Source organism: Blastococcus sp. SYSU DS0828, from assembly GCF_054050975.1.
Window position 1 is genome coordinate 54914 of the sequence record NZ_JBJHAK010000023.1, and the last position, 20195, is coordinate 75108.

The window sequence follows — 20195 nt, forward strand, 5'->3', positions numbered from 1 at the left end:
GGTGCCCCCACCTCTCGCTCCGCCCGAGGTGGGCCCCTGCACCGAGGCCGTTCCATCACCTCACCGGGAGACGATCGCCCGCATGGCCACGCCCGACGACCGCCGCTACACCGACCAGCACGAGTGGGCGCTGGTGCAGGGGACCGACGGCACGTCCACCGTCGTCCGGGTCGGCATCACCGACCACGCCCAGGACGCCCTGGGGGACATCGTCTTCGTGCAGCTGCCCGAGGTGGGGGCCGAGGTGGCCCCCGGCGCCCCGATCGGCGAGGTGGAGTCCACCAAGTCGGTCTCCGACGTCTACGCGCCGGTGGCGGGCGTCGTGGCGGCGGTCAACGACCGCCTCACCGATGCCCCGGAGACCATCAACGCGGACCCGTACGGCGCGGGCTGGCTGGTCGACATCGCCGTGCCGGGGGAGGGCGGCGACCCGATCGGGCAGCTGCTCGACGCCGACGCCTACCAGGCCGTGGTCGACGGCTCGTGACCGGCCCGCCGGGAGGCTGACTCCCGGCATCGATCACTATGATCGCGTGGGGCTGGGAACAGCGGGGCACCTGCGGTGAACCCGCCCCCCGGCCCTGCACCTCCGGTTGACCCTCGGGCCGACCGGCTGGTTCCATGACCCACGGTCCGCCGCCCCCGCGGCGGCCGACCCACGGCGGGCCGCCCGGCCCACCGTCCGCCGGCCGCCCGCGGCCAGTTCCAGGTCCGCGGCGGGCCCCTCGCACCGGAGGAGACGCAACGTGCACTGCACTCGATGTGGCCACGAGAACCCCGAGGGCAGTCGCTTCTGCGCGCAGTGCGGTGCGGCGCTGGCCCCCGAGCGCGTCGGCGAGGCCACCAGCGTGATCCCGAAGGTCGGCGGTGAGGAGTCCGGCGAGCAGCCCGAGGTCACCGAGGCTGCGGACGCGCACGCGGGCGCCGTGGAGTCGCTGCCGGCCGGTTCGGCCCTGCTGGTGGTCAAGCGCGGCCCCAACGCCGGGAGCCGGTTCCTGCTCGACCAGGACGTCACCACGGCCGGTCGGCACCCCGACAGCGACATCTTCCTCGACGACGTCACCGTCAGCCGCCGGCACGTCGAGTTCCACCGCGAGGGCGGGGGCTTCTCGGTGCACGACGTCGGCAGCCTCAACGGCACCTACGTCAACCGCGAGCCCGTCGACGTCGCCACCCTGGCCGGTGGCGACGAGGTGCAGATCGGCAAGTTCCGCCTGGTGTACCTGACCGGCCCGCGCACGGGCGAGCCGGCCGCTCGCTAGTGCGCCGACCGGCGATCTTCCGCATGTGGGGACCGCGGACCGGGACACCGACAGGGCGTCCCGGGGAGAGAGGGGCGTGACCGCCGTGCCCGAGCGCGAACGTGCGCTCGGGGACGCCGGCGACCAGCACGCGCCGCGCCTGACCATCGGCGAGGTGCTGGCAGTGCTGCGCGACGACTTCCCCGACGTGACGATCAGCAAGATCCGCTACCTGGAGTCCGAGGACCTGGTCCACCCGCAGCGCACGCCGTCGGGGTACCGCAAGTTCTCCCGGGCGGACGTGAGCCGGCTGCGGTACGTGCTCACTGCGCAGCGCGACCACTACCTGCCGCTGCGGGTGATCAAGGACCACCTGGACGCGCTGGACCGCGGTGAGCCGCTGCCCGGCACCGGTGGCGCGTCGGCGCCGCTGCCCCCCGCCTCCACCGAGGAGGGGGCCGCGGCCCCGTTGACCGCCGAGCAGTTCGCCCGGGCCGCGGGGCTGGAGCCCGAGCAGCTCGCCGACTGCGTGCAGTTCGGGTTGCTCAGCACCGACGCCGACGGCCGGCACCCTGCCGCGGACCTCCCCATCGCCCGGGCGGCGGCGGGGCTGGCCCGGCACGGCATCGAGCCGCGGCACCTGCGGGTCTACCGCAGCGCCGTGGAGCGCGAGGCCGGCCTCGTCGAGCAGCTCGTCGCCCCCGTCCTGCGGGCGCGGTCGGAGGAGGCCCGGACACGGGCCACCGAGAAGCTGCAGGAGCTGGCCGCGCTCTCCGCGCAGTTGCACACGGCCCTGCTCGAGACGCGGCTGCGCGACCTCCTGCGCCCCTGAGGGCGGCGTACCGTGGACGCCGTCGCCGTCCGCGCCCGACCGATGTCCCGGCAGTCGCCGGCCGCCTGTCCGATCCGCCCGCCCGACCGCGGGCCGCAGCCGAGGGAGCAGCCACCGTGCAGGAGCTTCGAGTCGTCGGTGTCCGCGTCGAACTGCCCGGCAACCAGCCGATCCTGCTGCTGAAGGAGACGCAGGGCGAGCGCTACCTGCCGATCTGGATCGGCGCCGTCGAGGCGGCGGCGATCGCGTTCGAGCAGCAGGGCGTGCGTCCCGCCCGGCCCATGACGCACGACCTGCTCCGGGAGGTGGTGCGCACCCTCGGCGCGGAGCTGGAGGCGGTCAACATCACCGAGATGCGCGACGGCATCTACATCGCCGAGCTGGTCTTCGGTGACGACCGGGTGGTCAGCGCCCGCCCCTCGGACGCCGTGGCGCTCGCCGTCCGCACCGGGGCGCCGATCTTCGGGGCCGAGGACCTGCTGGACGAGGTGGGCATCGAGATCCCCGACGAGCAGGAGGACGAGGTCGAGAAGTTCCGCGAGTTCCTCGACCAGATCTCGCCGGAGGACTTCGGTGCCGGCTCTGGCTCCGGCGGCGGGTCGGCCTAGCCGGTCGACGCCGGCCCGGAGCGCATGCGCCCGGGCGGGCGTCAGGTGGGCCTCCAGGTCCTATCGGCAGGCCCGTGCCCGACCATCACCCGAAATGGTGCTGGTGTGACGACACGCCGCCCCGCTCAGTTGACCGGCCTCCGGGCCCGGCTTACCGTCAGCGAACAACAACGGTGTGACACCTGAGGTCCGGGGGTGTGGAGCCGTCGACCTGCCGCTCCGGTGGCGGGACAGAGGAGGACGCTGGACGTGAGCGACCAGGGCAACGGCTCGCAGGGTCAGCTGTTCAGCGACGCCGCCGTCGGGGCGCCGCAGTACGACCAGGTCGACACCGACCTGGTCGGTTACCGCGGTCCGACCGCCTGCGCCGCTGCCGGCATCACCTACCGCCAGCTGGACTACTGGGCGCGTACCGGCCTGGTGTCCCCGTCGGTCCGCAGCGCCACCGGGTCGGGTACCCAGCGGCTGTACTCCTTCCGCGACATCCTGGTGCTCAAGGTCGTCAAGCGGCTGCTGGACACCGGCGTCTCGCTGCAGAACATCCGCAAGGCCGTCGACCACCTGCGCCAGCGCGGGGTGAAGGAGCTGGCGAACGTCACGCTCTTCTCCGACGGGGCGACGGTGTACGAGTGCACCTCCGCGGAGGAGGTCGTCGACCTGCTGGCCGGCGGTCAGGGCGTCTTCGGGATCGCGGTCTCCGGCGCGCTGCGGGAGCTCTCCGGTGAGCTGGCGGAGCTGCCGGCCGAGCGGATCGACGGTGGCCAGGTCGTCCCGTCCGACGACGAGCTCTCCATGCGCCGCCGGCGCCGCGCCGCGACGGCGTAGTCCAACGCGACGAGCCCCGTCCGCGGTCGTGGGCGGGGCTCTCTGCTGCCCGGGTCGCCCGCTCGGGCCCGGCGCGCACCCGATCGCGGGGACGGCCCGCTGGTACCGTCCGAGCAGTGACCGACCGCGCCGCCGCGTCCACCGGGAAGACCTCCGCACCGTTCGCCGGGCCGCTGCCCTCGCTGAACGCCCTCGACCCCGCCGGCTCCTTCACCGGCCGCCACATCGGGCCACGCCCCGGCGACACCGCGGCGATGCTCGAGGTCGTCGGGCACCCGTCGCTGGAGTCGCTGGTCGACGCCTGCATCCCCGAGGGCGTGCGCGACCGGGCGCCGCTCGACCTGCCGCCCGCGGAGAGTGAGGCCGCCGTCCTCGGGCTGCTGCGCGAGCGCGCCGCGGCCAACGAGGTCTTCACCTCGATGATCGGCCTCGGTTACTCCGGCACCGTCACCCCGCCGGTGATCCAGCGGACGGTGCTGGAGAACCCGGCCTGGTACACCGCCTACACGCCGTACCAGCCCGAGATCAGCCAGGGGCGGCTCGAGGCCCTGATCAACTTCCAGACCACCGTCGCCGACCTGACCGGCCTGCCGGTCGCCGGTGCCTCGATGCTGGACGAGGCGACGGCCGCCGCCGAGGCGATGACGCTGGTGCGGCGCGCCGGCCGCGCCACGGCGGACGCGGTCTTCGTCGTCGACGCCGACACGCTGCCGCAGACCCTCGGCGTGCTGCAGACCCGCGCCGAGCCGCTCGGCATCCGCCTGCACGTCGCCGACCTGTCGGACGGCTGGCCCACGGACCTCCCCGAGGCGGGGGCGTTCGGCGTGCTGCTGTCCTACCCGGGTGCCAGCGGCGCGGTCCGCGACCACCGGGCGCTCGCCGCGGCCGCGCACGAGGCGGGGGCCTCGGTGGTCGTCGCCGCGGACCTGCTCGCGCTCACGCTGCTGGAGGCGCCGGGGGAGTGGGGCGCCGACGTCGCCTGCGGCACGACCCAGCGCTTCGGCGTCCCCATGGGCTTCGGCGGGCCGCACGCCGGCTACCTCTCCGTGCGCGAAGGCCTGGCGCGGCAGCTGCCCGGCCGACTGGTGGGCGTCTCCGTGGACGCCGACGGCGACGTCGCCTACCGCCTGGCCCTGCAGACCCGCGAGCAGCACATCCGCCGGGAGAAGGCCACCAGCAACATCTGCACCGCCCAGGTGCTGCTGGCCGTGATGGCCGGCGCGTACGCCGTCTACCACGGCCCCGAGGGCCTGACGGCGATCGCGGCGCGGGTGCACCGCAGCGCGACCGCGCTGGCCGGCTGGCTGACCGCCGGCGGCCTGCGGCTGGTGCACGAGCGCTTCTTCGACACCGTCTGCGTCTCCGTGCCCGGACGGGCGGCGGAGGTGGTCGCCGCCGCCGCGCAGCGCCGGATCAACCTGCGCCAGGTCGACGCCGACACCGTCGCCGTCGCCTGTGACGAGACGACGACGCCGGCGGTCCTCCGGGACGTCGCCGCGGCGTTCGGCGTGGCCGCGGACGACGCGGCCCTGGCCGACGACGGGGCCGATGCGCTGCCGCCGGAGCTGCGTCGCCGGACGCCCTTCCTCACCCATCCGGTCTTCGCCGCGCACCGCTCGGAGACCGCGATGCTGCGCTACCTGCGCTCGCTGAGCGACAAGGACCTGGCGCTGGACCGCACGATGATCCCGCTGGGCTCGTGCACGATGAAGCTCAACGCGGCCACCGAGATGGCCGCGATCACCTGGCCGGAGTTCGCGAACCTGCACCCGTTCGCGCCCGCCGACCAGGCCCGCGGCTACGCCCGGCTGATCGAGGAGCTGTGCGCCGGCCTGGCCGAGGTCACCGGCTACGCCGCGGTGAGCGTGCAGCCCAACGCCGGGTCGCAGGGGGAGTTCGCCGGGCTGCTGGCCATCCGCGGCTACCACCGCAGCCGGGGCGAGGAGCTGCGCGACGTCTGCCTGATCCCCAGCTCGGCGCACGGCACGAACGCCGCGAGCGCGGTGATGGCGGGCATGCGGGTGGTCGTGGTGGCCTGCGACGAGGCGGGCAACGTCGACCTCGCCGACCTGCGCGCCAAGGTCGACCAGCACGCCGACAGGCTGGCCGCGATCATGATCACCTACCCGTCGACCCACGGCGTCTTCGAGACCGACATCCAGGAGATCTGCGCCGCCGTGCACGACGCCGGCGGGCAGGTCTACGTCGACGGGGCCAACCTCAACGCCATGGTGGGGCTCGCGCGGCCCGGCCGGTTCGGCTCCGACGTCAGCCACCTGAACCTGCACAAGACCTTCTGCATCCCGCACGGCGGCGGCGGCCCCGGCGTCGGCCCGGTCGCCGTGCGCGAGCACCTGGTGCCGTTCCTGCCCGGGCATCCGGTCGTGGACACCGGCACCTCCGGTCCGGTCGTCTCCGCCGCCCCCTGGGGCTCGGCGGACATCCTGCCGATCTCCTGGGCCTACATGCGGTTGATGGGACCCGACGGCCTGACCCGGGCCACCCAGCACGCGATCCTCGCGGCCAACTACGTGGCCACCCGGCTGCGCGAGCACTACCCGGTGCTCTACACCGGGACGAACGGGCTCGTGGCCCACGAGTGCATCCTCGACATCCGCCCGCTGACGAAGGCCTCCGGCGTCACCAACGACGACATCGCCAAGCGGCTCATCGACTTCGGCTTCCACGCCCCGACGATGAGCTTCCCGGTCGCCGGGACGCTCATGGTGGAGCCGACCGAGAGCGAGGACAAGGCCGAGCTGGACCGGTTCGTCGACGCGATGGTGCACATCCGCGGGGAGATCGAGAAGGTGGCCACCGGCGAGTACGACCGGGAGGACAACCCGCTGCGCAACGCCCCGCACACCTTGTCGATGGTGGCGGGGGAGTGGGGCCGGCCCTACCCGCGCAGCGAGGCGGTGTTCCCCGTGCCGGCGCTGCGGGGTCGCGGCTACCTCAGCCCCGTGCGCCGCATCGACCAGGCCTACGGTGACCGGAACCTGGTCTGCTCCTGCCCGCCGCCGGAGGCGTTCGCCGAGCCGGAGCCGCAGGAGGTGCCCGGCGCAGTGCCCGACCGGGCACAGGGGGCGCCCGACGACCTGGGAACCACCGCCGACGTCGTGGGCGCCGCCCGCTGAGGCCCCGAGCCCCCCGCCGGATCGACGGGGGGCTCGGGCGACGCCGCGGGGCGCGAGGCGGGCGGCGGCTACGCGCCGACGGGCTCCGGCGCCAGCCAGACGTGGTGGTCGGGAACGGCCTGGCCGTCGGGCAGCAGCTCACCGTCGTCGTCGAACAGGACGACGCCGTTGCAGAGCAGCCGCCACCCCTGCTCGGGGCGGCTGCGCACCACGGCGGCGAGGTCGCGGGCCTCGCTGGCGGGCTCGGGGCACGGGGTGCGGTGGGTGCACATGGGAGCTCACATCCGTTTCGCCGGGGAACACCGGCAGTCACTGGCTGTACTTGTCCGATCACCGGACATCAACAGTGTCGGCACGTCGGTGCCCCCAGGTCACGTGAGGCGGGTCACAGTCTCACTCGTCGGGGTCGTCAGGTCCTGCCCTGGCGGTTGCCGGGCTCGGGTGGGCGCGCCGGTGCCGGCGGCGTGTCGCGTGGTCAGAGCTTGCGCAGCAGGACCCTGCGGACCGAGTGGTCGGCGGACTTCTGCAGCACCAGGCGGGCGCGGGACCGGGTGGGTGCGATGTTGTCCCGCAGGTTCGGCCCGTTCACCGCCGACCAGATGCCCAGCGCCGTCTCCCGCGCCTGGTCGTCGGTCAGCGCCGCGAAGCGGTGGAAGTAGGCCGTGGCGTCCTGGAACGCCGTCCGGCGCAACGCCAGGAACCGCTCGACGTACCAGCGCTGGATGTCGGCCTCGGCGGCGTCGACGTAGACGGAGAAGTCGAAGAAGTCCGAGAGGAAGATGTCGGGCGCGGAACCGTCCGTGCGGCGTCCGGCCTGCAGCACGTTGAGCCCCTCGAGCACGAGGATGTCCGGTCGGTCGACCGCCTGCACCCGTCCGGGCACGATGTCGTAGGACTGGTGGTCGTACACCGGCGCGAACACCTCCTCGCGGCCGGACTTCACGTCGGCCAGGAAACGCAGCAGTGCCCGGCGGTCGTAGCTCTCCGGGAACCCCTTCCGGCCGAGCAGGCCGCGCTCCTCCAGGACGGCGTTGGGGAGGAGGAATCCGTCGGTCGTCACCAGGTCGACCCGGGGGGCGCCCGGCGTGGCCGCGAGCAGCGTCTGCAGCAGCCGGGCCGTGGTGCTCTTGCCGACGGCGACGCTGCCGGCGACGGCGATGACGAACGGCACCTTGGCGGTGGTGTCGCCCAGGAACTCGCTCTGCGCGGCCCACAGCCGACGGCTGGCCGTCACGTGCAGGCTCAGCAGCCGGGCCAGCGGCAGGTAGACGGTGGCCACCTCGTCCAGGTCGATGCGGTCACCCAGCGAGGCCAGGTCCTCCAGCTCCGCCGCGTCCAACGGCAGGCTCGTGCCCGCCGCGAGCGCTCGCCACGAGTCGCGGTCGAACGCCGCATAGGGCGAGATGGAGCCTCGAGTGCCAGCCGTCACGCGCCCCATCGTGCCGTCCACCCCGCCGGTGGCGTGCGCGCGGGGTCACCCGGGGGGGTGGCCGGCAGCGGCCGGCGGGTGGGCGGGGGCCCGCCGGGCCGGGGCGGGTCTAGTGTTCTGGCGTGCCGACCCGTCCGGGAACGCTCGAGTGCATCGAGCGCTACTTCGCCGCCGCGCCCCAGCCGGACGCGCGGATCGAGGCCGCCGGGGCGCTGGACGTCCCGCTCGCCGATCCCGCCTGGCCCTATCCGGCCCGCCCGCGCCGCGGCGGCGACGAGGTGACCGCCGAGGACGTGCGCGCCGCGATCGCGCTGCAGCAGGCCGCGGGGGTGCCGGCGGCGCTGGAGTGGATCCTGGAGTGCTCGCCGGAGGTGGGGGTCGCCGTCCGAGCCGTCGGGATGACCGTCGAGGAGCTTCCGCTGCTCGTGGCCGCCGACCCCGTCGACGTCGTCCTCCCGGCCGGGGTCCGGCTCTTCCTGGTCGGCGCCGACGACCCGGAGCTGCCGCACTACCAGCACGTCGCCGCGCTGGCGTTCGCCCACCCCGGCGGTGCCGCCGACGTGCACGAGGTCCCACTGGAGTCGTCGGCGGAGGCGCAGCGGCGGACCGCCGTCCTGCGCGAGCGGATCGCCGACGGCCGGACGGTGATGATGGTCGCCATCGAGCACGGCCAGCCGGTCGCGGTCGGCTCCCACCAGCCCGTCGACGTCGACGGCACCGAGGTCAGCGAGATCGTCGGGGTCGCGACGCTGCCGCGGCTGCGCGGCCGCGGGCTGGGCGCCGGCGTCGCCTCGGCGCTGGCCGCGCACGCCCGGGAGACCGCCGACCTGGTCTTCCTGGCTGCCGGTGACGACGACGTGGCGCGGGTGTACGAGCGCATCGGGTTCGCCCGGGTCGCGACCACGGCCGTGGCCGAGCTCCCGCAGGACTGAGCCCGGAGGTCAGGAGTCCCGGGCCGAGGGCAGCTCGGCCGCCGCGGCGTCCAGGGCGGCGCGGGCCTCGTCGTAGCCCACCGACGCCGGGACCTCGCTGAGCAGGACCACCACCCTGCGCCCGATCACCCCGACCGAGTGCAGGTGGCGGTTGCCGTCGACGCAGCACATCCAGCCCTGCTTGACCGCGGGGCGCCCGGGAACGGCCCCGAAGACGCCGAACTCCTGGTCGAAGCCGTCGGCCGCCGTGGGTGTCGCCAGCCGCATCCACGCCAACAGCGCCGACGCGTCCGCGGGGTGTGCGAGCGCGGGGAGCAGCGTCAGGAACCGGGCCAGGTCCCGGGCGCTGGTCAGCGTCCGGCCCCACTGCCCGGCCTCGGCCGGCGGACGGGTGCTCGAGAGCCCGTACCGCTCGGCGACGTCGACCACCATCCGTGGCCCGCCGTACCGCACCCACAGCTGCGAGGCGGCGGGATCGTCGGACCGCCGGATCATGGCCTGCAGCAGGGCGAAGTCCTCGCGGTCCAGCGCGAGGCGACCCGCCCGTGCGCGGTGCAGGATGTCCGCGGCCATGAAGAGCTTCACCATCGACGCCCCGGGGATCGGGCGCTGCGCCGCCTCCCCGTTGTCCGCGCGGTAGGCGGCCATCCGCGCCGCGGCCGCCTCGGCCGACCGGGGGGAGTGGTCGCCCGGTAGCTCCGGTTGCCGGGCCACCGCCACGGCGAGCGTCCCGGCCACCTCGTAGGCGTCCACCACGGCGGAGACGACCTCCTCCGGTGACGGACCCCGAGCCCCGGCGGGGGCCGGGGCGAGCACGGCGGCCACGAGCACGGCGACCAGCAGCGCCGGGAGCGAGGTGACCAGCCGCCCGGCGCGGTACCGGTGGGGCTCGCGCGCCGGGCCGGTCGCGCCCGGGGGACCGCAGGACGTCGTCGCCATGCCCGCGCGGTACCCACCGCGCGAGGATCGGTTCAACGTTGGATCACATCTGGTCGGTGGGTCGTCGCAGCGCGGAGGTGCCCGGCTGCGGACCGGTCAGGCCTGCTCGTAGGTGACGACCAGGGTGGCCCGCGCCAGCGTGTGGAAGAAGAGGTTGAACCCGAGTACCGCCGGCGTGGTGCTCGCGTCGACGTCGAGCCGGTCGGTGTCGACGGCGTGCACCACCACGAAGTAGCGGTGCGGCCCGTGCCCGGCCGGGGGAGCCGCACCGACGTACCCGGCGAAGCCGCCGTCGTTGCGCAGCTGCACCGCGCCGTCGGGGAGCTGCGGGGCGTCCTTGTCACCGGCGCCCGAGGGCAGCTCGGTCACCGACGCCGGGATGTTCGCCACCGCCCAGTGCCAGAAGCCGCTGGCCGTCGGGGCGTCGGGGTCGAAGACCGTGACGGCGAAGCTGCGGGTGCCGTCGGGAAAGCCCGACCAGGACAGCTGCGGGGAGCGGTCCTCGCCGCCGGCACCCATGACTCCGCTGACGTGGGGCATCGGCATCGTCTGCCCGTCGGACACGTCGCTGCTGGTCACGGTGAAGCCCGGTACCCGCGGCAGGAAGTCGTAGGGGTTGGGCGGGGTGGGCCGGTCGGCCATGGTGGTCCTCTCCCTCGGTAGCGGTACGACGGCTGGCGGGTCCGCCGGAGCGTCCCCCCGTCGGACCCTAGGCAGCGACGCCTCACGGCGCCCGTCGGACCGGTGCCGGCACGCAGCCGTCGCCGTCCCGACACGTGCGCGTCCCCGGTCGCCGGTAGCGTCGCCGGCGTGTTCACCTCCCGATCGGTCGGTCTCCCGAACGGCGTCCGGGCCTGCCTGTTCGACCTCGACGGGGTCCTCACCCGGACCGCGACGGTGCACATGGCGGCCTGGAAGCGGACCTTCGACGACTTCCTGCGGTCGCGCGACCCCGCGGCCCCGGAGTTCACGCAGGACGACTACAACCGGTACGTCGACGGAAAGCCCCGGGCCGACGGAGTCCGCGACTTCCTCGCCAGCCGCGGCATCGTGCTGCCGGAGGGCGAGCGGGGAGACCCCCTGGACGCGGCGACCGTGCAGGGGGTGGCCGGGCGCAAGAACGAGCTGGTCCTGGCGGAGTTGGCCGAGCACGGTGTCGAGGTCTACGAGGGATCGGTGCGGTACCTGCGCGCGGTGAAGGAGGCGGGCCTGGCCACCGCGGTGGTCACCGCCTCGGCCAACGGCGAGCAGGTGGTGGCCGCCGGCGGGTTCGCCGACCTGATCGACGCCCGCATCGACGGCGTCGTCGCTCGGGAGCGGGGGCTGGCGGGCAAGCCCGCCCCGGACACCTTCCTCGCCGGCGCCCACGCCCTGGGCGTGCCGCCGCAGGAGGCCGTCGTCTTCGAGGACGCCCTGGCGGGGGTGGCCGCCGGCCGGGCGGGCGGGTTCGCCCACGTCGTCGGTGTCGACCGGGTCGGGCACGCCGACGGTCTCCGGGACGCCGGCGCCGACGTGGTCGTGGCCGACCTCGTCGAGCTGCTGGAGAAGCCGTGACCGAGGGGCGGGCGGTCTTCCCGGTCGAACCCTGGGCGCTCACCGAGGTCGGGCTGGACCGCGACAGCCTCGGCGTGCACGAGTCGGTGTTCGCCCTGGCGAACGGTCACCTCGGGATGCGCGGGTCGCTGGAGGAGGGGGAGCCGGTCGTCGTCCCGGGCACCTACCTCAACGGCTTCTTCGAGGAGCGGCCGCTGCCCTACGCCGAGGCCGGCTACGGCTTCCCGGAGATGGGGCAGACCGTGGTCAACGTGACCGACGGCAAGCTGATCCGGCTCCTGGTGAGGGACTCGCCACTGGACCTGACCTACGGCGAGGTCATCGACCACCGGCGCACCCTCGACCTGCGCGCCGGGGTGCTCCGGCGGTCGACCGAGTGGCGTTCGCCCAGCGGCCGGACCGTGCGCGTCACCAGCACCCGCCTGGTCTCCCTGGCCCGGCGCTCGATCGCCGCGATCGAGTACCAGGTGGAGGTCACCGACGACCTCGGGGACCTCTACGTCGCGCTGCAGTCCGACCTGCTGGCCAACGATGACGGCGCCCCCGACGGCGACCGCGATCCGCGCGCCGCCGCCGCCCTCGCCCACCCGCTGGAGTGCGAGCTCGCCGCCGGTCGCGGCCGCCGCGCCGTGCTCGTGCACCGCACCCGCCGCAGCCGGCTGCGCATGGCCGCCGGCATGGACCACGTCATCGAGGTCCCCGACAGCTGCACCGAGGACATCGAGGCCGCCGGGGACCTCGCCCGCTACACCCTGGCCGCCCGCATCCCGCCCGGCGGGTCGCTGAAGCTGGTCAAGTTCCTCGCCTACGGCTGGTCGTCGCGCCGCTCCAGCGCAGCGCTGCGCGACCAGGTGGAGGCCGCGCTCGCGACGGCGAAGCTGGCCGGCTTCGAGCGCCTGCTGCGGGAACAGCGCGAACTGCTGGCCCAGCACTGGGACGAGGCCGATGTCGAGATCGAGGGGGACGACGAGCTGCAGCAGGCCGTGCGGGTGGGCATGTTCCACGTCCTGCAGGCCGGGCTGCGCGGCGAGCGGCAGGCCATCCCGGCCAAGGGGCTGACCGGTCCGGGCTACGACGGGCACACGTTCTGGGACACCGAGACCTACGTCCTGCCGGTGCTCACCTACACCGCACCGCACGCTGCCCGGGACGCGCTCATCTGGCGGCACACCACGCTGGGCCTCGCCCGGGAGCGGGCCCGGGTGCTCGGTCTGCGCGGTGCCGCGTTCCCATGGCGGACGATCAGGGGCGAGGAGACGTCGGGCTACTGGCCGGCCGGCACCGCCGCCTTCCACATCAACGCCGACATCGCCGACGCCGTCGTCCGCTACTACGACGCCACCCTCGACGACGCCTTCGACCGGGACTACGGCACGGAGCTGCTCGTCGAGACCGCCCGGCTCTGGGCGTCGCTGGGGCACTTCGACCCCGAGCACGGTTTCCGGATCGACGGGGTGACCGGGCCCGACGAGTACACCGCCGTCGTGGACAACAACGTCTACACGAACCTCATGGCGCAGCGGAACCTGCGTGAGGCCGCCGCCGCGGTGCGCCGTCAGTCGGCGGTGGCCGGCCGGCTCTCGGTGACGGAGGACGAGGTGGCGGAGTGGCTGCGGGCGGCGTCGTTGATGGCGGTGCCCTACGACACCCAGCGCGGCGTCCACATGCAGTCCGACGGGTTCACCCACCACGAGGAGTGGAACTTCGAGGCGACGCCGCGGGAGCACTACCCGCTGCTGCTGCACTACCCCTACTTCGAGCTGTACCGGAAGCAGGTGGTCAAGCAGGCCGACCTGGTGATGGCCCTGCACCTGCGGGGGGACGCGTTCACCCTCGAGGAGAAGATCGCCGACTTCGCCTACTACGAAGCGCGCACCACCCGCGACTCGTCGTTGTCGGCCACCCAGCAGGCCGTCGTCGCCGCCGAGACCGGCCACCTCGACCTCGCCCACCAGTACTGGGCCGAGGCGGCGCTCACCGACATCCAGAACCTGCACCACAACTCCGGCCACGGGCTGCACATCGCCTCGCTGGCCGGAGGGTGGACCGTCGCCGTCGCCGGGTTCGGCGGACTGCGTGATCACGGCGGTCAGCTGTCCTTCGCGCCACGGCTGCCGGAGCGGATCAGCCGGCTGCGGTTCCGCGTGGTCTACCGCGGACGCAAGCTCACCGTCACGGTGGAACGCGAGCGGGCCACCTACCGGCTGGTCGACGGGGACCCGCTGGACATCAGGCACCACGGGCGGCAGGTCCGCGTCGACCACGACGACGTCGTGCTCGAGGTTCCGCCCGCCCCTGCGGTCGCCCCGGTGCACCAGCCGCCGGGCTGCGAGCCACGCCGCCGCGCCCGCGGCTGAGCCCCTCCCGCCGGCCGCGGGTCGGTGCTCGCGAGCTCTGTCACCGCAGCCGCAGCCGAGTGCGGTCCGGGGCGCCTCCCAGGGCCCCTGGTGGCGTCGCGCTCGGCGCGACGGCGACGCACTCCCGTTATCCCCAACAACAGATCAGCTGTCGCCGTGGTTCAGACGAGCAACCACCTCGCGCCCAGAACGAGCGCTCCAACATCGACGAACAGGAAGACGCCCACCCAGACGATCGCGGGGAACGGGGTCAGCCGGGCCAGCTGGTCGGCGTCGGAGTCCCGTGCACCTCGACGGCGCCGGGCGCGCTGGAGTTCGAGCACGGCGCGGGGCGCGGCCAGCAGGAGGAACCACGTGGCGACCGCCGCGAACCCCGCCTGACCCGCCGGCGGCAGCCACCAGGTCGCGCCGAAGACCACCGCACCGGTGGCGAGCACGGACCACAGCCCGAACCAGTTGCGGATCTGCACCAGCAGGAGCGCGAGCAGCACGAGGAGCGCCCAGAGCAGTCCGATGGCGTGCCCGGCGGAGAGCAGCGCCGTGGCGCCGAGCCCGAACAGCGCCGGCCCGGTGTAGCCGGCCGCGCAGGTGAGCACCATGCCCAGGCCCGTCGGCCGACCCGCGGAGACGGTCAGGCCCGAGGTGTCCGAGTGCAGCCGGATGCCGGCCAGCCGCCGCCCGGCCGCGAGCGCCACGAGCCCGTGGGCCCCCTCGTGGGCGATCGTCACCACGTTGCGGGCGGGCCGCCACAGCGCGGGGGAGAGGACGAGCAGCGCAGCGATCGCGGCCGTGGCGACCAGCACCGTCGTCGATTGGTCCGGCACCGTCGCCGTCACACGGCTCCAGAAGCGGGCGAGGACCTCCACGGACGGCAGTCAACCCCACCGACCTGGCCGTGACGGGGGAGTGGCCGGGGTGTCGTCCGAGGCAGGGCTCACACCGCTGCGGGGCTCCCGCCGGCCCGCGTCGCGAGCGATGCTGGTGGCATGACGACGACCAGCACCGTCACGCGGGACGACCTCCCGGTCACGGTGTCCTTCACGCGGCGCGCCGACCCGGCGCACGCGCGCGAGATGACGGCGTGGATCCGTGCCGGTCTCAGCATGGCGGAGGGCTTCTCCGGCTTCCTCGGTGGCGGCTGGGTCCGCTCCCGGCGGGACGCCGACGAGTGGCACATGCTCGTGAGGTTCGCCGACCAGGCCACGTTGGCCGCCTGGGAGGCTTCCTCGGAACGCCAGTGGTGGTTGCGGTCCGCGCAGGGGCTGGCCGAGGTCACCCGCACCGAGCGGCGCACCGGCATCGAGGGCTGGTTCGACTCACCGGTCGCGGAGGAGGTGCGCCCTGCACCCGCGCCGGCTGCTCCACCGCGGTGGAAGCAGGCGGTGACCATCTGGCTGGTCTTCTTCCCGGTGAACCTGCTGGCCACCGTGACGCTGGGAGCGGCGCTGGCGGAGGTCCACGTGGTGCTGCGCGTGCTTGCCGTGACCCTCGCGCTGACGCCGGTCATGACCTACCTGCTGCTGCCCTGGATCACCGCCCGGCTGCAGTGGTGGCTGCAGGGCCGTCGCTGGCGGGAGCGCTAGGAGCCGGCACCGCATGCGCCGGCGCCGGGACCGCCGAGGTCAATTGCCCGGCTTGACCGCCTTGCCGCGTTCCTGCTCCGCCTCGTCGGCCTCGTAGGCGCCGGGGATCGCCTGCGCTCCGCCCCCGTCACCCGTCCCGGGCGTGAGCGGCCGCCGGGTCAGGTCGTGCGGGCCGGAGGAAGGCGTGCCACCCGGCTCGCGCCTCTCGTCGGTGTCGGGTCGTCCCTCGGTCACGGCATCCTCCAGGGGTCGGGTGCACGGTCCACGGACGCCTACCCCGGTGGGGCCCCGGAGAACCCGGCCCCTGACCGTCAGGAATCGAGAAGCCCGGGCCGCGGTGTCGTCACCAGCGTCATCGGGGCGGGCAGGTCGCCCGCCCCGATGATGGGGAGGGAGCCGGCCATGGCCAGGCTGTCCACGGAGGAGCGCGAGGCGATCAAGCAGCGCGCGGCAGAGATGGAGACCGCCGGACGGCGCGGTCGCGGTGCAGGGAAGGCGGCCGCCGAGGCGCAGGACGTGCTGGACAAGATCGCCGAGATGCCCGCACCCCACCGCGCGCTCGCCGAGCGGGTGCACGCCGTCGTCACCGTGGCCGCGCCGGAGCTGGCGGCCAAGCTCTGGTACGGCATGCCCGCGTACGCCCGGGGCGGGAAGGTGGTGTGCTTCTTCCGCAGCGGGCAGATGGACGGATCCGGTACTCGGTGTTCGGCTTCAACGACACCGCGACGCTCGACGACGGCGGCATGTGGGCGACCTCCTGGGCGCTGACGGAGCTGGACGAGGCCGCCGAGGCGGAGATCACCGCGCTCGTCGAGCGGGCAGTGGGCTGATCGTCGCCGGTGACGGCGCTCAGAGCAGCCCGGCGTCATGCACCACGAGCGCGACCTGGACCCGGTTGGCCACCTCCAGCTTGGTCAGCAGCCGGGAGACGTGCGCCTTGACCGTCGCCACGCTCATGTAGAGCTCCGCAGCGATGTCGGCGTTGGAGAGCCCTCGCCCGACCGCGAGGGCGACCTCGTGCTCGCGCTCGCTCAGCGCGGTCAGCAGCGCACGGGCGCGCTCGCCGGCCACGTCGGGGGGCGCCACCGCCGCAGCGACGTGCGCCATCAGCTGCCGCGTGACGGTGGGGGAGAGCATCGGCTCACCGTCGGCGACCCGGCGGACGGCGTCGACGATCGCCGCCGGGGGTGTGTCCTTGAGCAGGAAGCCGCTGGCCCCGGCCCGCAGCGCACGCAGCACGTGGTCGTCGGCGTCGAAGGTGGTCAGCACGATCACCTGCGGCCGGTCGGTGCGCAGCTGCAATTGCTCCGTGGCGGCCAGCCCGTCGACGCGTGGCATCCGGATGTCCATGAGCACCACGTCGGGCGCCCCCGACGTCACCGCTGCCGGCACCTCGTCGCCGTCGGCCGCCTCACCGACCAGCGTCAGGCCCGGTGCGCCGCCGAGGACCATCGCCAGCGCGGCGCGCACCAGCGGGTCGTCGTCGACGACCAGGACCCGGACGTCGGCCCCCGCGGCTCCGGCCACCCCCGTCACGCGGACCCGGCCGGCGGGGCCCAGGGCAGCCAGGCGCGCAGGCGGAACTGCCCGTCGGCGCTCCAGCCGTGCTCGAGCGTGCCCCCGGCCAGGCTGACCCGCTCGAGCAGGCCCACCAGGCCGGTCCCGCTGCCCGGCAGCGGTGCGGGCGCGTCGCCGCCGATCGACGGCGGGTTGCGCACCTCGACGGCGAGCCCTGAGCCCTCGGCTCCCTCGACCAGCACGTCGGCGATGGTGCCGGGCGCGTGCTTGCGGACGTTGGTCAGCGCCTCCTACACCACGCGGTAGGCCGCGCGCCCCGCCGACGCCGGAACGCTCGCCGGGTCCGGGAGGCGGTAGCGGGCCCGCACCCGCAGACCCGCCTGCCGACACTCCTCGAGCAGGGCCGGCAGGTCGCCCAGCGTCGGCTGAGGCCGCTCCACGGCGCCCGGCTCGGCCGACTCCCGCAGCACCCCGATCACCTCCCGCAGGTCCTCCAGTGCCTGGCGGGCGCTGGCCCGGACGACCCCGGCCGCCGCGGCGACGTCAGCCGGTGGCGCATCGGGCCGGAACTCCAGAGCGCCGGCGTGCATGCTCAGCAGCGAGAGCCGGTGGGCCAGGACGTCGTGCATCTCGCGGGCGATGCGGGTGCGCTCCAGCTGCTGCGCCTGCTCGACGCGCAGCCGCTGCTCGGTCTCGGCGCGGACGGCACGGTCGCGCAGCGACACCACGAGCTGGCGCCGCGCCCGCACGAACATGCCCCAGGCCACCACCGCGGCGGTGGCCACGACGACGAGACCGGCGAGCACCAGCGGGGAGAGGTCGGGATCCGGGCGGAGCCGTACGTAGACGGCGAGCGACGCGAGGTTCACCGCCGCGACCCCGAGCACGCTCGGCCAGGCACGGTGCACGGCCACCGTGAACAAGGAGATGAGGATCGCGACCCCGGCCATGTCGGAGAACGTCCCGAGGAGCGCCAGCACGAGTGCGACCGCCACGGGCCACCGGCGACGGCCCCAGAGGAGGGCGCAGCCGAGCGATCCGGCTACCAGGTCGGCGAGCAGCAGCCGGTCCGGCGGTGGTGACGGGCGGCTCAGGGCCTCGCCGACGAAGACCAACCCCAGGCCCACCGACAGCACGAAGAGCGAGAGGTCGACGACCCAGTCCCGCAGCGAGCGGCGCACCCGGCCACGCGGACGCTCCGGACCCGCGTCGGGGGAGAGGGAGTCGGCGAGCAGCCGAGCCGGGACGAACGACGGGTGGTCCACGCCCGCGGGTCCGCTCCGTGCCTGCCCGATCGCCGTGCTCACCGGGTCAGGCTACGGGCGGGGAGCGCCTCGTGGCACCGACGAAGGTCGGTGTCACCCCCGCCGAGGGGCGACGGAAGTCGGCCGGTTCCCGACCCGTGGCCGATGTGGCCGCAGGGCCCGGCGCGCGAGGGTGAGCGCGTGATCGAGATCGAGAACCTGACCCGGAGGTACGGCACGCAGCTGGCCGTCTCCGACGTGTCCTTCAGCTGCCCGCCCGGAACCGTGACCGGCTTCCTCGGGCCGAACGGGGCCGGCAAGAGCACCACGCTGCGGGCGCTGTGCGGGTTGGCCGAGCCGACCGCCGGTTCGGCCACGATCGCCGGCCGTCGCTACCGCGACCTGCCCAACGCCGGACGGCAGGTCGGTGTGCTGCTCGACGCCGGGGCACAGCACTCCGGGCGGACGGGCCACGAGGTGCTCACCCTCTCGGCCATGGTCCTCGGCGTCCCGCGCACCCGGGTCGCCGAGGTGCTGGAGCTGGTGGGGCTGGCGGGCCCGGCGGCAGGCAAGCGGGTGGGCAAGTACTCCCTCGGCATGCGGCAGCGTCTGGGGATAGCCGCAGCCCTGCTGGGTGACCCGCGGGTGCTCGTGCTCGACGAGCCGGCCAACGGGCTGGACCCGGAGGGCATCTTCTGGATGCGCGGCCTGCTGCGCGGGTTCGCCGACCGCGGCGGCACGGTGCTGCTGTCCTCGCACCTGCTGCGCGAGGTGGAGGCCGTCGCCGACCGGTTGGTCGTCATCGCCGGCGGCCGGCTCGTCGCTGCGGGCGCGAAGGAGCAGCTGCTGGCCGGCGCGGGCACCGTCGTCCGGGCCCGTGAGCGCGAGGCGCTGCAGCGAGCGCTGACCACGGCCGGGGTCCGGGTCGAGACGGATGATGACGGCGCCCTGCTGGCCGGCGCCGACGCGGAGGCAGTGGGGATCGCGGCAGCCCGGGCCGGCATTCCCCTCCTGGAGCTGCGGGCCGCCTCGGGCGCGGGGTTGGAGGAGCTCTTCCGCTCGCTCACCCACGCGGGCGACGGCGGAGCCGCCGTCCCGACCGATGCTCCGGTGCAGGAGGCCCGCTCGTGACCGCGACCCTCCCCGTCGTCGAGGTGCCGCCCCCCTCGCTGCCCACGCTCGTCGCCGTCGAGCTGCGCAAGGCTCGCGACACCCGCGCCGGCGCGTGGCTGCTCCTGGTCGTGGCGCTGCTCGCCCTCGTCGTCCCCGGCCTCATCCTGTTCTTCGGGGAGGCGCCGGAGAAGACGTTCGCCGAGTACCTGGGTGCCGCCCAGCTGCCGGTGGCGCTGCTGCTGCCGGTGGTCGGCATCCTGCTGGTCACCAGTGAGTGGTCGCAGCGCACGGCCCTGACCACCTTCGCCCTCGTGCCGCAGCGCTCCCGCGTGATCGTCGCCAAGCTCGGGGCGGCGGTGCTCCTGGGCGTGCTCGGCGTCCTGGCCAGCGCGGCGGCCGCGGCCCTCGCGGCAGCCCTCACCCCGGTGCTGACCGACGACCCGACCTCGTGGTCGGTCGACGTCGACCAGGTCGTCCAGGTGCTGCTCGTGCAGGTGCTCAACGTCCTCGTCGGCGTCGCCTTCGGCCTGCTGCTGCTGAGCTCGCCGCTGGCGATCGTCCTGTACTTCGCCCTCCCGACCGCGTTCACCGTGCTGGTGAGCACTGTCGCGGCGCTGGACTGGGTGCGCGACTGGCTGGACCTGACGACGACCACCGGCCCGATGTACCTCGGCGAGCTCGACGGTCAGGGGTGGTTGCAGGTCGGCACGTCGACGGCGCTGTGGTTGTTCGCGCCCCTGGTGGCCGGCTGGGTCCGAGTGCAGCGCAGCGAGATCGCCTGACGCGGCGGGGGGGGGGGGGGGGGGGGGGGGGGGGGGGGGGGGGGGGGGGGGGGGGGGGGGGGGGGGGGGGGGGGGGGGGGGGGGGGGGGGGGGGGGGGGGG

General features: G+C 74.6%; 23 protein-coding genes. 13 read left to right on the top strand and 10 right to left on the bottom strand.

What is annotated here, in order from left to right; translation table 11 throughout:
• The first annotated feature begins 82 nt into the window (after window positions 1–82).
• The 6 genes from gcvH to gcvP all read left to right on the top strand — a co-directional run bounded on the left by gcvH (window position 83) and on the right by gcvP (window position 6643).
• Window positions 83–487 (top strand): glycine cleavage system protein GcvH, encoded by a 405-nt coding sequence (gcvH, locus tag ACI79Q_RS16645; protein ID WP_456590829.1) that lies wholly within the window; start codon window positions 83–85, stop codon window positions 485–487.
• A 259-nt stretch (window positions 488–746) separates the two neighbouring features.
• The gene (gene odhI / locus ACI79Q_RS16650) at window positions 747–1262 is read left to right on the top strand and encodes an oxoglutarate dehydrogenase inhibitor Odhl (RefSeq protein ID WP_456590830.1); all 516 of its coding nucleotides are present in this window, start codon (window positions 747–749) and stop codon (window positions 1260–1262) included.
• A 76-nt stretch (window positions 1263–1338) separates the two neighbouring features.
• Window positions 1339–2073 (top strand): transcriptional regulator FtsR, encoded by a 735-nt coding sequence (gene ftsR, locus ACI79Q_RS16655; RefSeq protein ID WP_456590831.1) that lies wholly within the window; start codon window positions 1339–1341, stop codon window positions 2071–2073.
• A gap of 116 nt (window positions 2074–2189) precedes the next feature.
• Complete coding sequence (locus ACI79Q_RS16660; protein ID WP_456590832.1) at window positions 2190–2681, top strand: bifunctional nuclease family protein; 492 nt, start codon at window positions 2190–2192, stop codon at window positions 2679–2681.
• A 249-nt stretch (window positions 2682–2930) separates the two neighbouring features.
• Window positions 2931–3506 (top strand): MerR family transcriptional regulator, encoded by a 576-nt coding sequence (locus ACI79Q_RS16665; RefSeq protein ID WP_456590833.1) that lies wholly within the window; start codon window positions 2931–2933, stop codon window positions 3504–3506.
• Between the two features lie 116 nt (window positions 3507–3622).
• On the top strand, window positions 3623–6643 hold the full coding sequence (gene gcvP, locus ACI79Q_RS16670) for an aminomethyl-transferring glycine dehydrogenase (protein ID WP_456590834.1): 3021 nt from the start codon (window positions 3623–3625) through the stop codon (window positions 6641–6643).
• Between the two features lie 68 nt (window positions 6644–6711).
• On the opposite strand, the gene ACI79Q_RS16675 is transcribed toward gcvP, so the two are convergent.
• Together ACI79Q_RS16675 and coaA are read right to left on the bottom strand one after the other, a co-directional pair.
• Window positions 6712–6915 (bottom strand): DUF5999 family protein, encoded by a 204-nt coding sequence (locus tag ACI79Q_RS16675; RefSeq protein WP_456590835.1) that lies wholly within the window; start codon window positions 6913–6915, stop codon window positions 6712–6714.
• Between the two features lie 203 nt (window positions 6916–7118).
• Entirely contained in the window at window positions 7119–8081 is a 963-nt protein-coding gene (coaA, locus tag ACI79Q_RS16680) for a type I pantothenate kinase (RefSeq protein ID WP_456590836.1), read from the bottom strand.
• Window positions 8082–8194: 113 nt separating this feature from the next.
• On the opposite strand from coaA, the gene ACI79Q_RS16685 reads away from it, so the two are divergent.
• Window positions 8195–9004, top strand: a complete 810-nt coding sequence (locus tag ACI79Q_RS16685; RefSeq protein ID WP_456590837.1) for a GNAT family N-acetyltransferase — start codon at window positions 8195–8197, stop codon at window positions 9002–9004.
• 9 nt (window positions 9005–9013) lie between these two features.
• On the opposite strand, the gene ACI79Q_RS16690 is transcribed toward ACI79Q_RS16685, so the two are convergent.
• Window positions 9014–9943: a serine hydrolase gene (locus ACI79Q_RS16690; protein ID WP_456615055.1), complete on the bottom strand. Its 930-nt coding sequence runs from the start codon at window positions 9941–9943 to the stop codon at window positions 9014–9016.
• Between the two features lie 96 nt (window positions 9944–10039).
• Window positions 10040–10585, bottom strand: a complete 546-nt coding sequence (locus ACI79Q_RS16695; RefSeq protein WP_456590839.1) for a YbhB/YbcL family Raf kinase inhibitor-like protein — start codon at window positions 10583–10585, stop codon at window positions 10040–10042.
• Between the two features lie 168 nt (window positions 10586–10753).
• On the opposite strand from ACI79Q_RS16695, the gene ACI79Q_RS16700 reads away from it, so the two are divergent.
• Together ACI79Q_RS16700 and ACI79Q_RS16705 are read left to right on the top strand one after the other, a co-directional pair.
• Complete coding sequence (locus ACI79Q_RS16700; RefSeq protein ID WP_456590840.1) at window positions 10754–11497, top strand: beta-phosphoglucomutase family hydrolase; 744 nt, start codon at window positions 10754–10756, stop codon at window positions 11495–11497.
• Complete coding sequence (locus ACI79Q_RS16705; protein ID WP_456600084.1) at window positions 11494–13854, top strand: glycoside hydrolase family 65 protein; 2361 nt, start codon at window positions 11494–11496, stop codon at window positions 13852–13854. The genes ACI79Q_RS16700 and ACI79Q_RS16705 overlap by 4 nt, the downstream gene beginning before the upstream one ends.
• 161 nt (window positions 13855–14015) lie before the next feature.
• On the opposite strand, the gene ACI79Q_RS16710 is transcribed toward ACI79Q_RS16705, so the two are convergent.
• The gene (locus tag ACI79Q_RS16710; RefSeq protein ID WP_456615056.1) at window positions 14016–14720 is read right to left on the bottom strand and encodes a M50 family metallopeptidase; all 705 of its coding nucleotides are present in this window, start codon (window positions 14718–14720) and stop codon (window positions 14016–14018) included.
• A 120-nt stretch (window positions 14721–14840) separates the two neighbouring features.
• Between ACI79Q_RS16710 and ACI79Q_RS16715 the strand changes: the two genes are divergently transcribed.
• Window positions 14841–15437, top strand: coding sequence for an antibiotic biosynthesis monooxygenase (locus ACI79Q_RS16715; RefSeq protein ID WP_456590843.1), 597 nt, complete (start codon window positions 14841–14843; stop codon window positions 15435–15437).
• A 39-nt stretch (window positions 15438–15476) separates the two neighbouring features.
• Here ACI79Q_RS16715 and ACI79Q_RS16720 read toward each other — a convergent pair whose 3' ends face one another.
• Window positions 15477–15671 (bottom strand): hypothetical protein, encoded by a 195-nt coding sequence (locus ACI79Q_RS16720; RefSeq protein ID WP_456595678.1) that lies wholly within the window; start codon window positions 15669–15671, stop codon window positions 15477–15479.
• Window positions 15672–15748: 77 nt separating this feature from the next.
• Window positions 15749–16066: a hypothetical protein gene (locus ACI79Q_RS16725; RefSeq protein ID WP_456615057.1), complete on the bottom strand. Its 318-nt coding sequence runs from the start codon at window positions 16064–16066 to the stop codon at window positions 15749–15751.
• A gap of 30 nt (window positions 16067–16096) precedes the next feature.
• Between ACI79Q_RS16725 and ACI79Q_RS16730 the strand changes: the two genes are divergently transcribed.
• Window positions 16097–16267 (top strand): hypothetical protein, encoded by a 171-nt coding sequence (locus tag ACI79Q_RS16730; protein WP_456615058.1) that lies wholly within the window; start codon window positions 16097–16099, stop codon window positions 16265–16267.
• 19 nt (window positions 16268–16286) lie between these two features.
• On the opposite strand, the gene ACI79Q_RS16735 is transcribed toward ACI79Q_RS16730, so the two are convergent.
• From ACI79Q_RS16735 to ACI79Q_RS16745, 3 genes are read right to left on the bottom strand one after another with little or no spacing between them, the layout of a single operon-like run.
• Window positions 16287–16964, bottom strand: coding sequence for a response regulator (locus tag ACI79Q_RS16735; RefSeq protein ID WP_456600088.1), 678 nt, complete (start codon window positions 16962–16964; stop codon window positions 16287–16289).
• A 5-nt stretch (window positions 16965–16969) separates the two neighbouring features.
• Complete coding sequence (locus ACI79Q_RS16740) at window positions 16970–17197, bottom strand: hypothetical protein (RefSeq protein ID WP_456615059.1); 228 nt, start codon at window positions 17195–17197, stop codon at window positions 16970–16972.
• Between the two features lie 48 nt (window positions 17198–17245).
• Complete coding sequence (locus ACI79Q_RS16745) at window positions 17246–18262, bottom strand: sensor histidine kinase (RefSeq protein WP_456615060.1); 1017 nt, start codon at window positions 18260–18262, stop codon at window positions 17246–17248.
• 138 nt (window positions 18263–18400) lie between these two features.
• On the opposite strand from ACI79Q_RS16745, the gene ACI79Q_RS16750 reads away from it, so the two are divergent.
• Together ACI79Q_RS16750 and ACI79Q_RS16755 are read left to right on the top strand one after the other, a co-directional pair.
• Window positions 18401–19330: an ABC transporter ATP-binding protein gene (locus tag ACI79Q_RS16750; protein ID WP_456591309.1), complete on the top strand. Its 930-nt coding sequence runs from the start codon at window positions 18401–18403 to the stop codon at window positions 19328–19330.
• On the top strand, window positions 19327–20094 hold the full coding sequence (locus ACI79Q_RS16755) for a hypothetical protein (RefSeq protein ID WP_456591310.1): 768 nt from the start codon (window positions 19327–19329) through the stop codon (window positions 20092–20094). The genes ACI79Q_RS16750 and ACI79Q_RS16755 overlap by 4 nt, the downstream gene beginning before the upstream one ends.
• Window positions 20095–20195 lie beyond the last annotated feature (101 nt).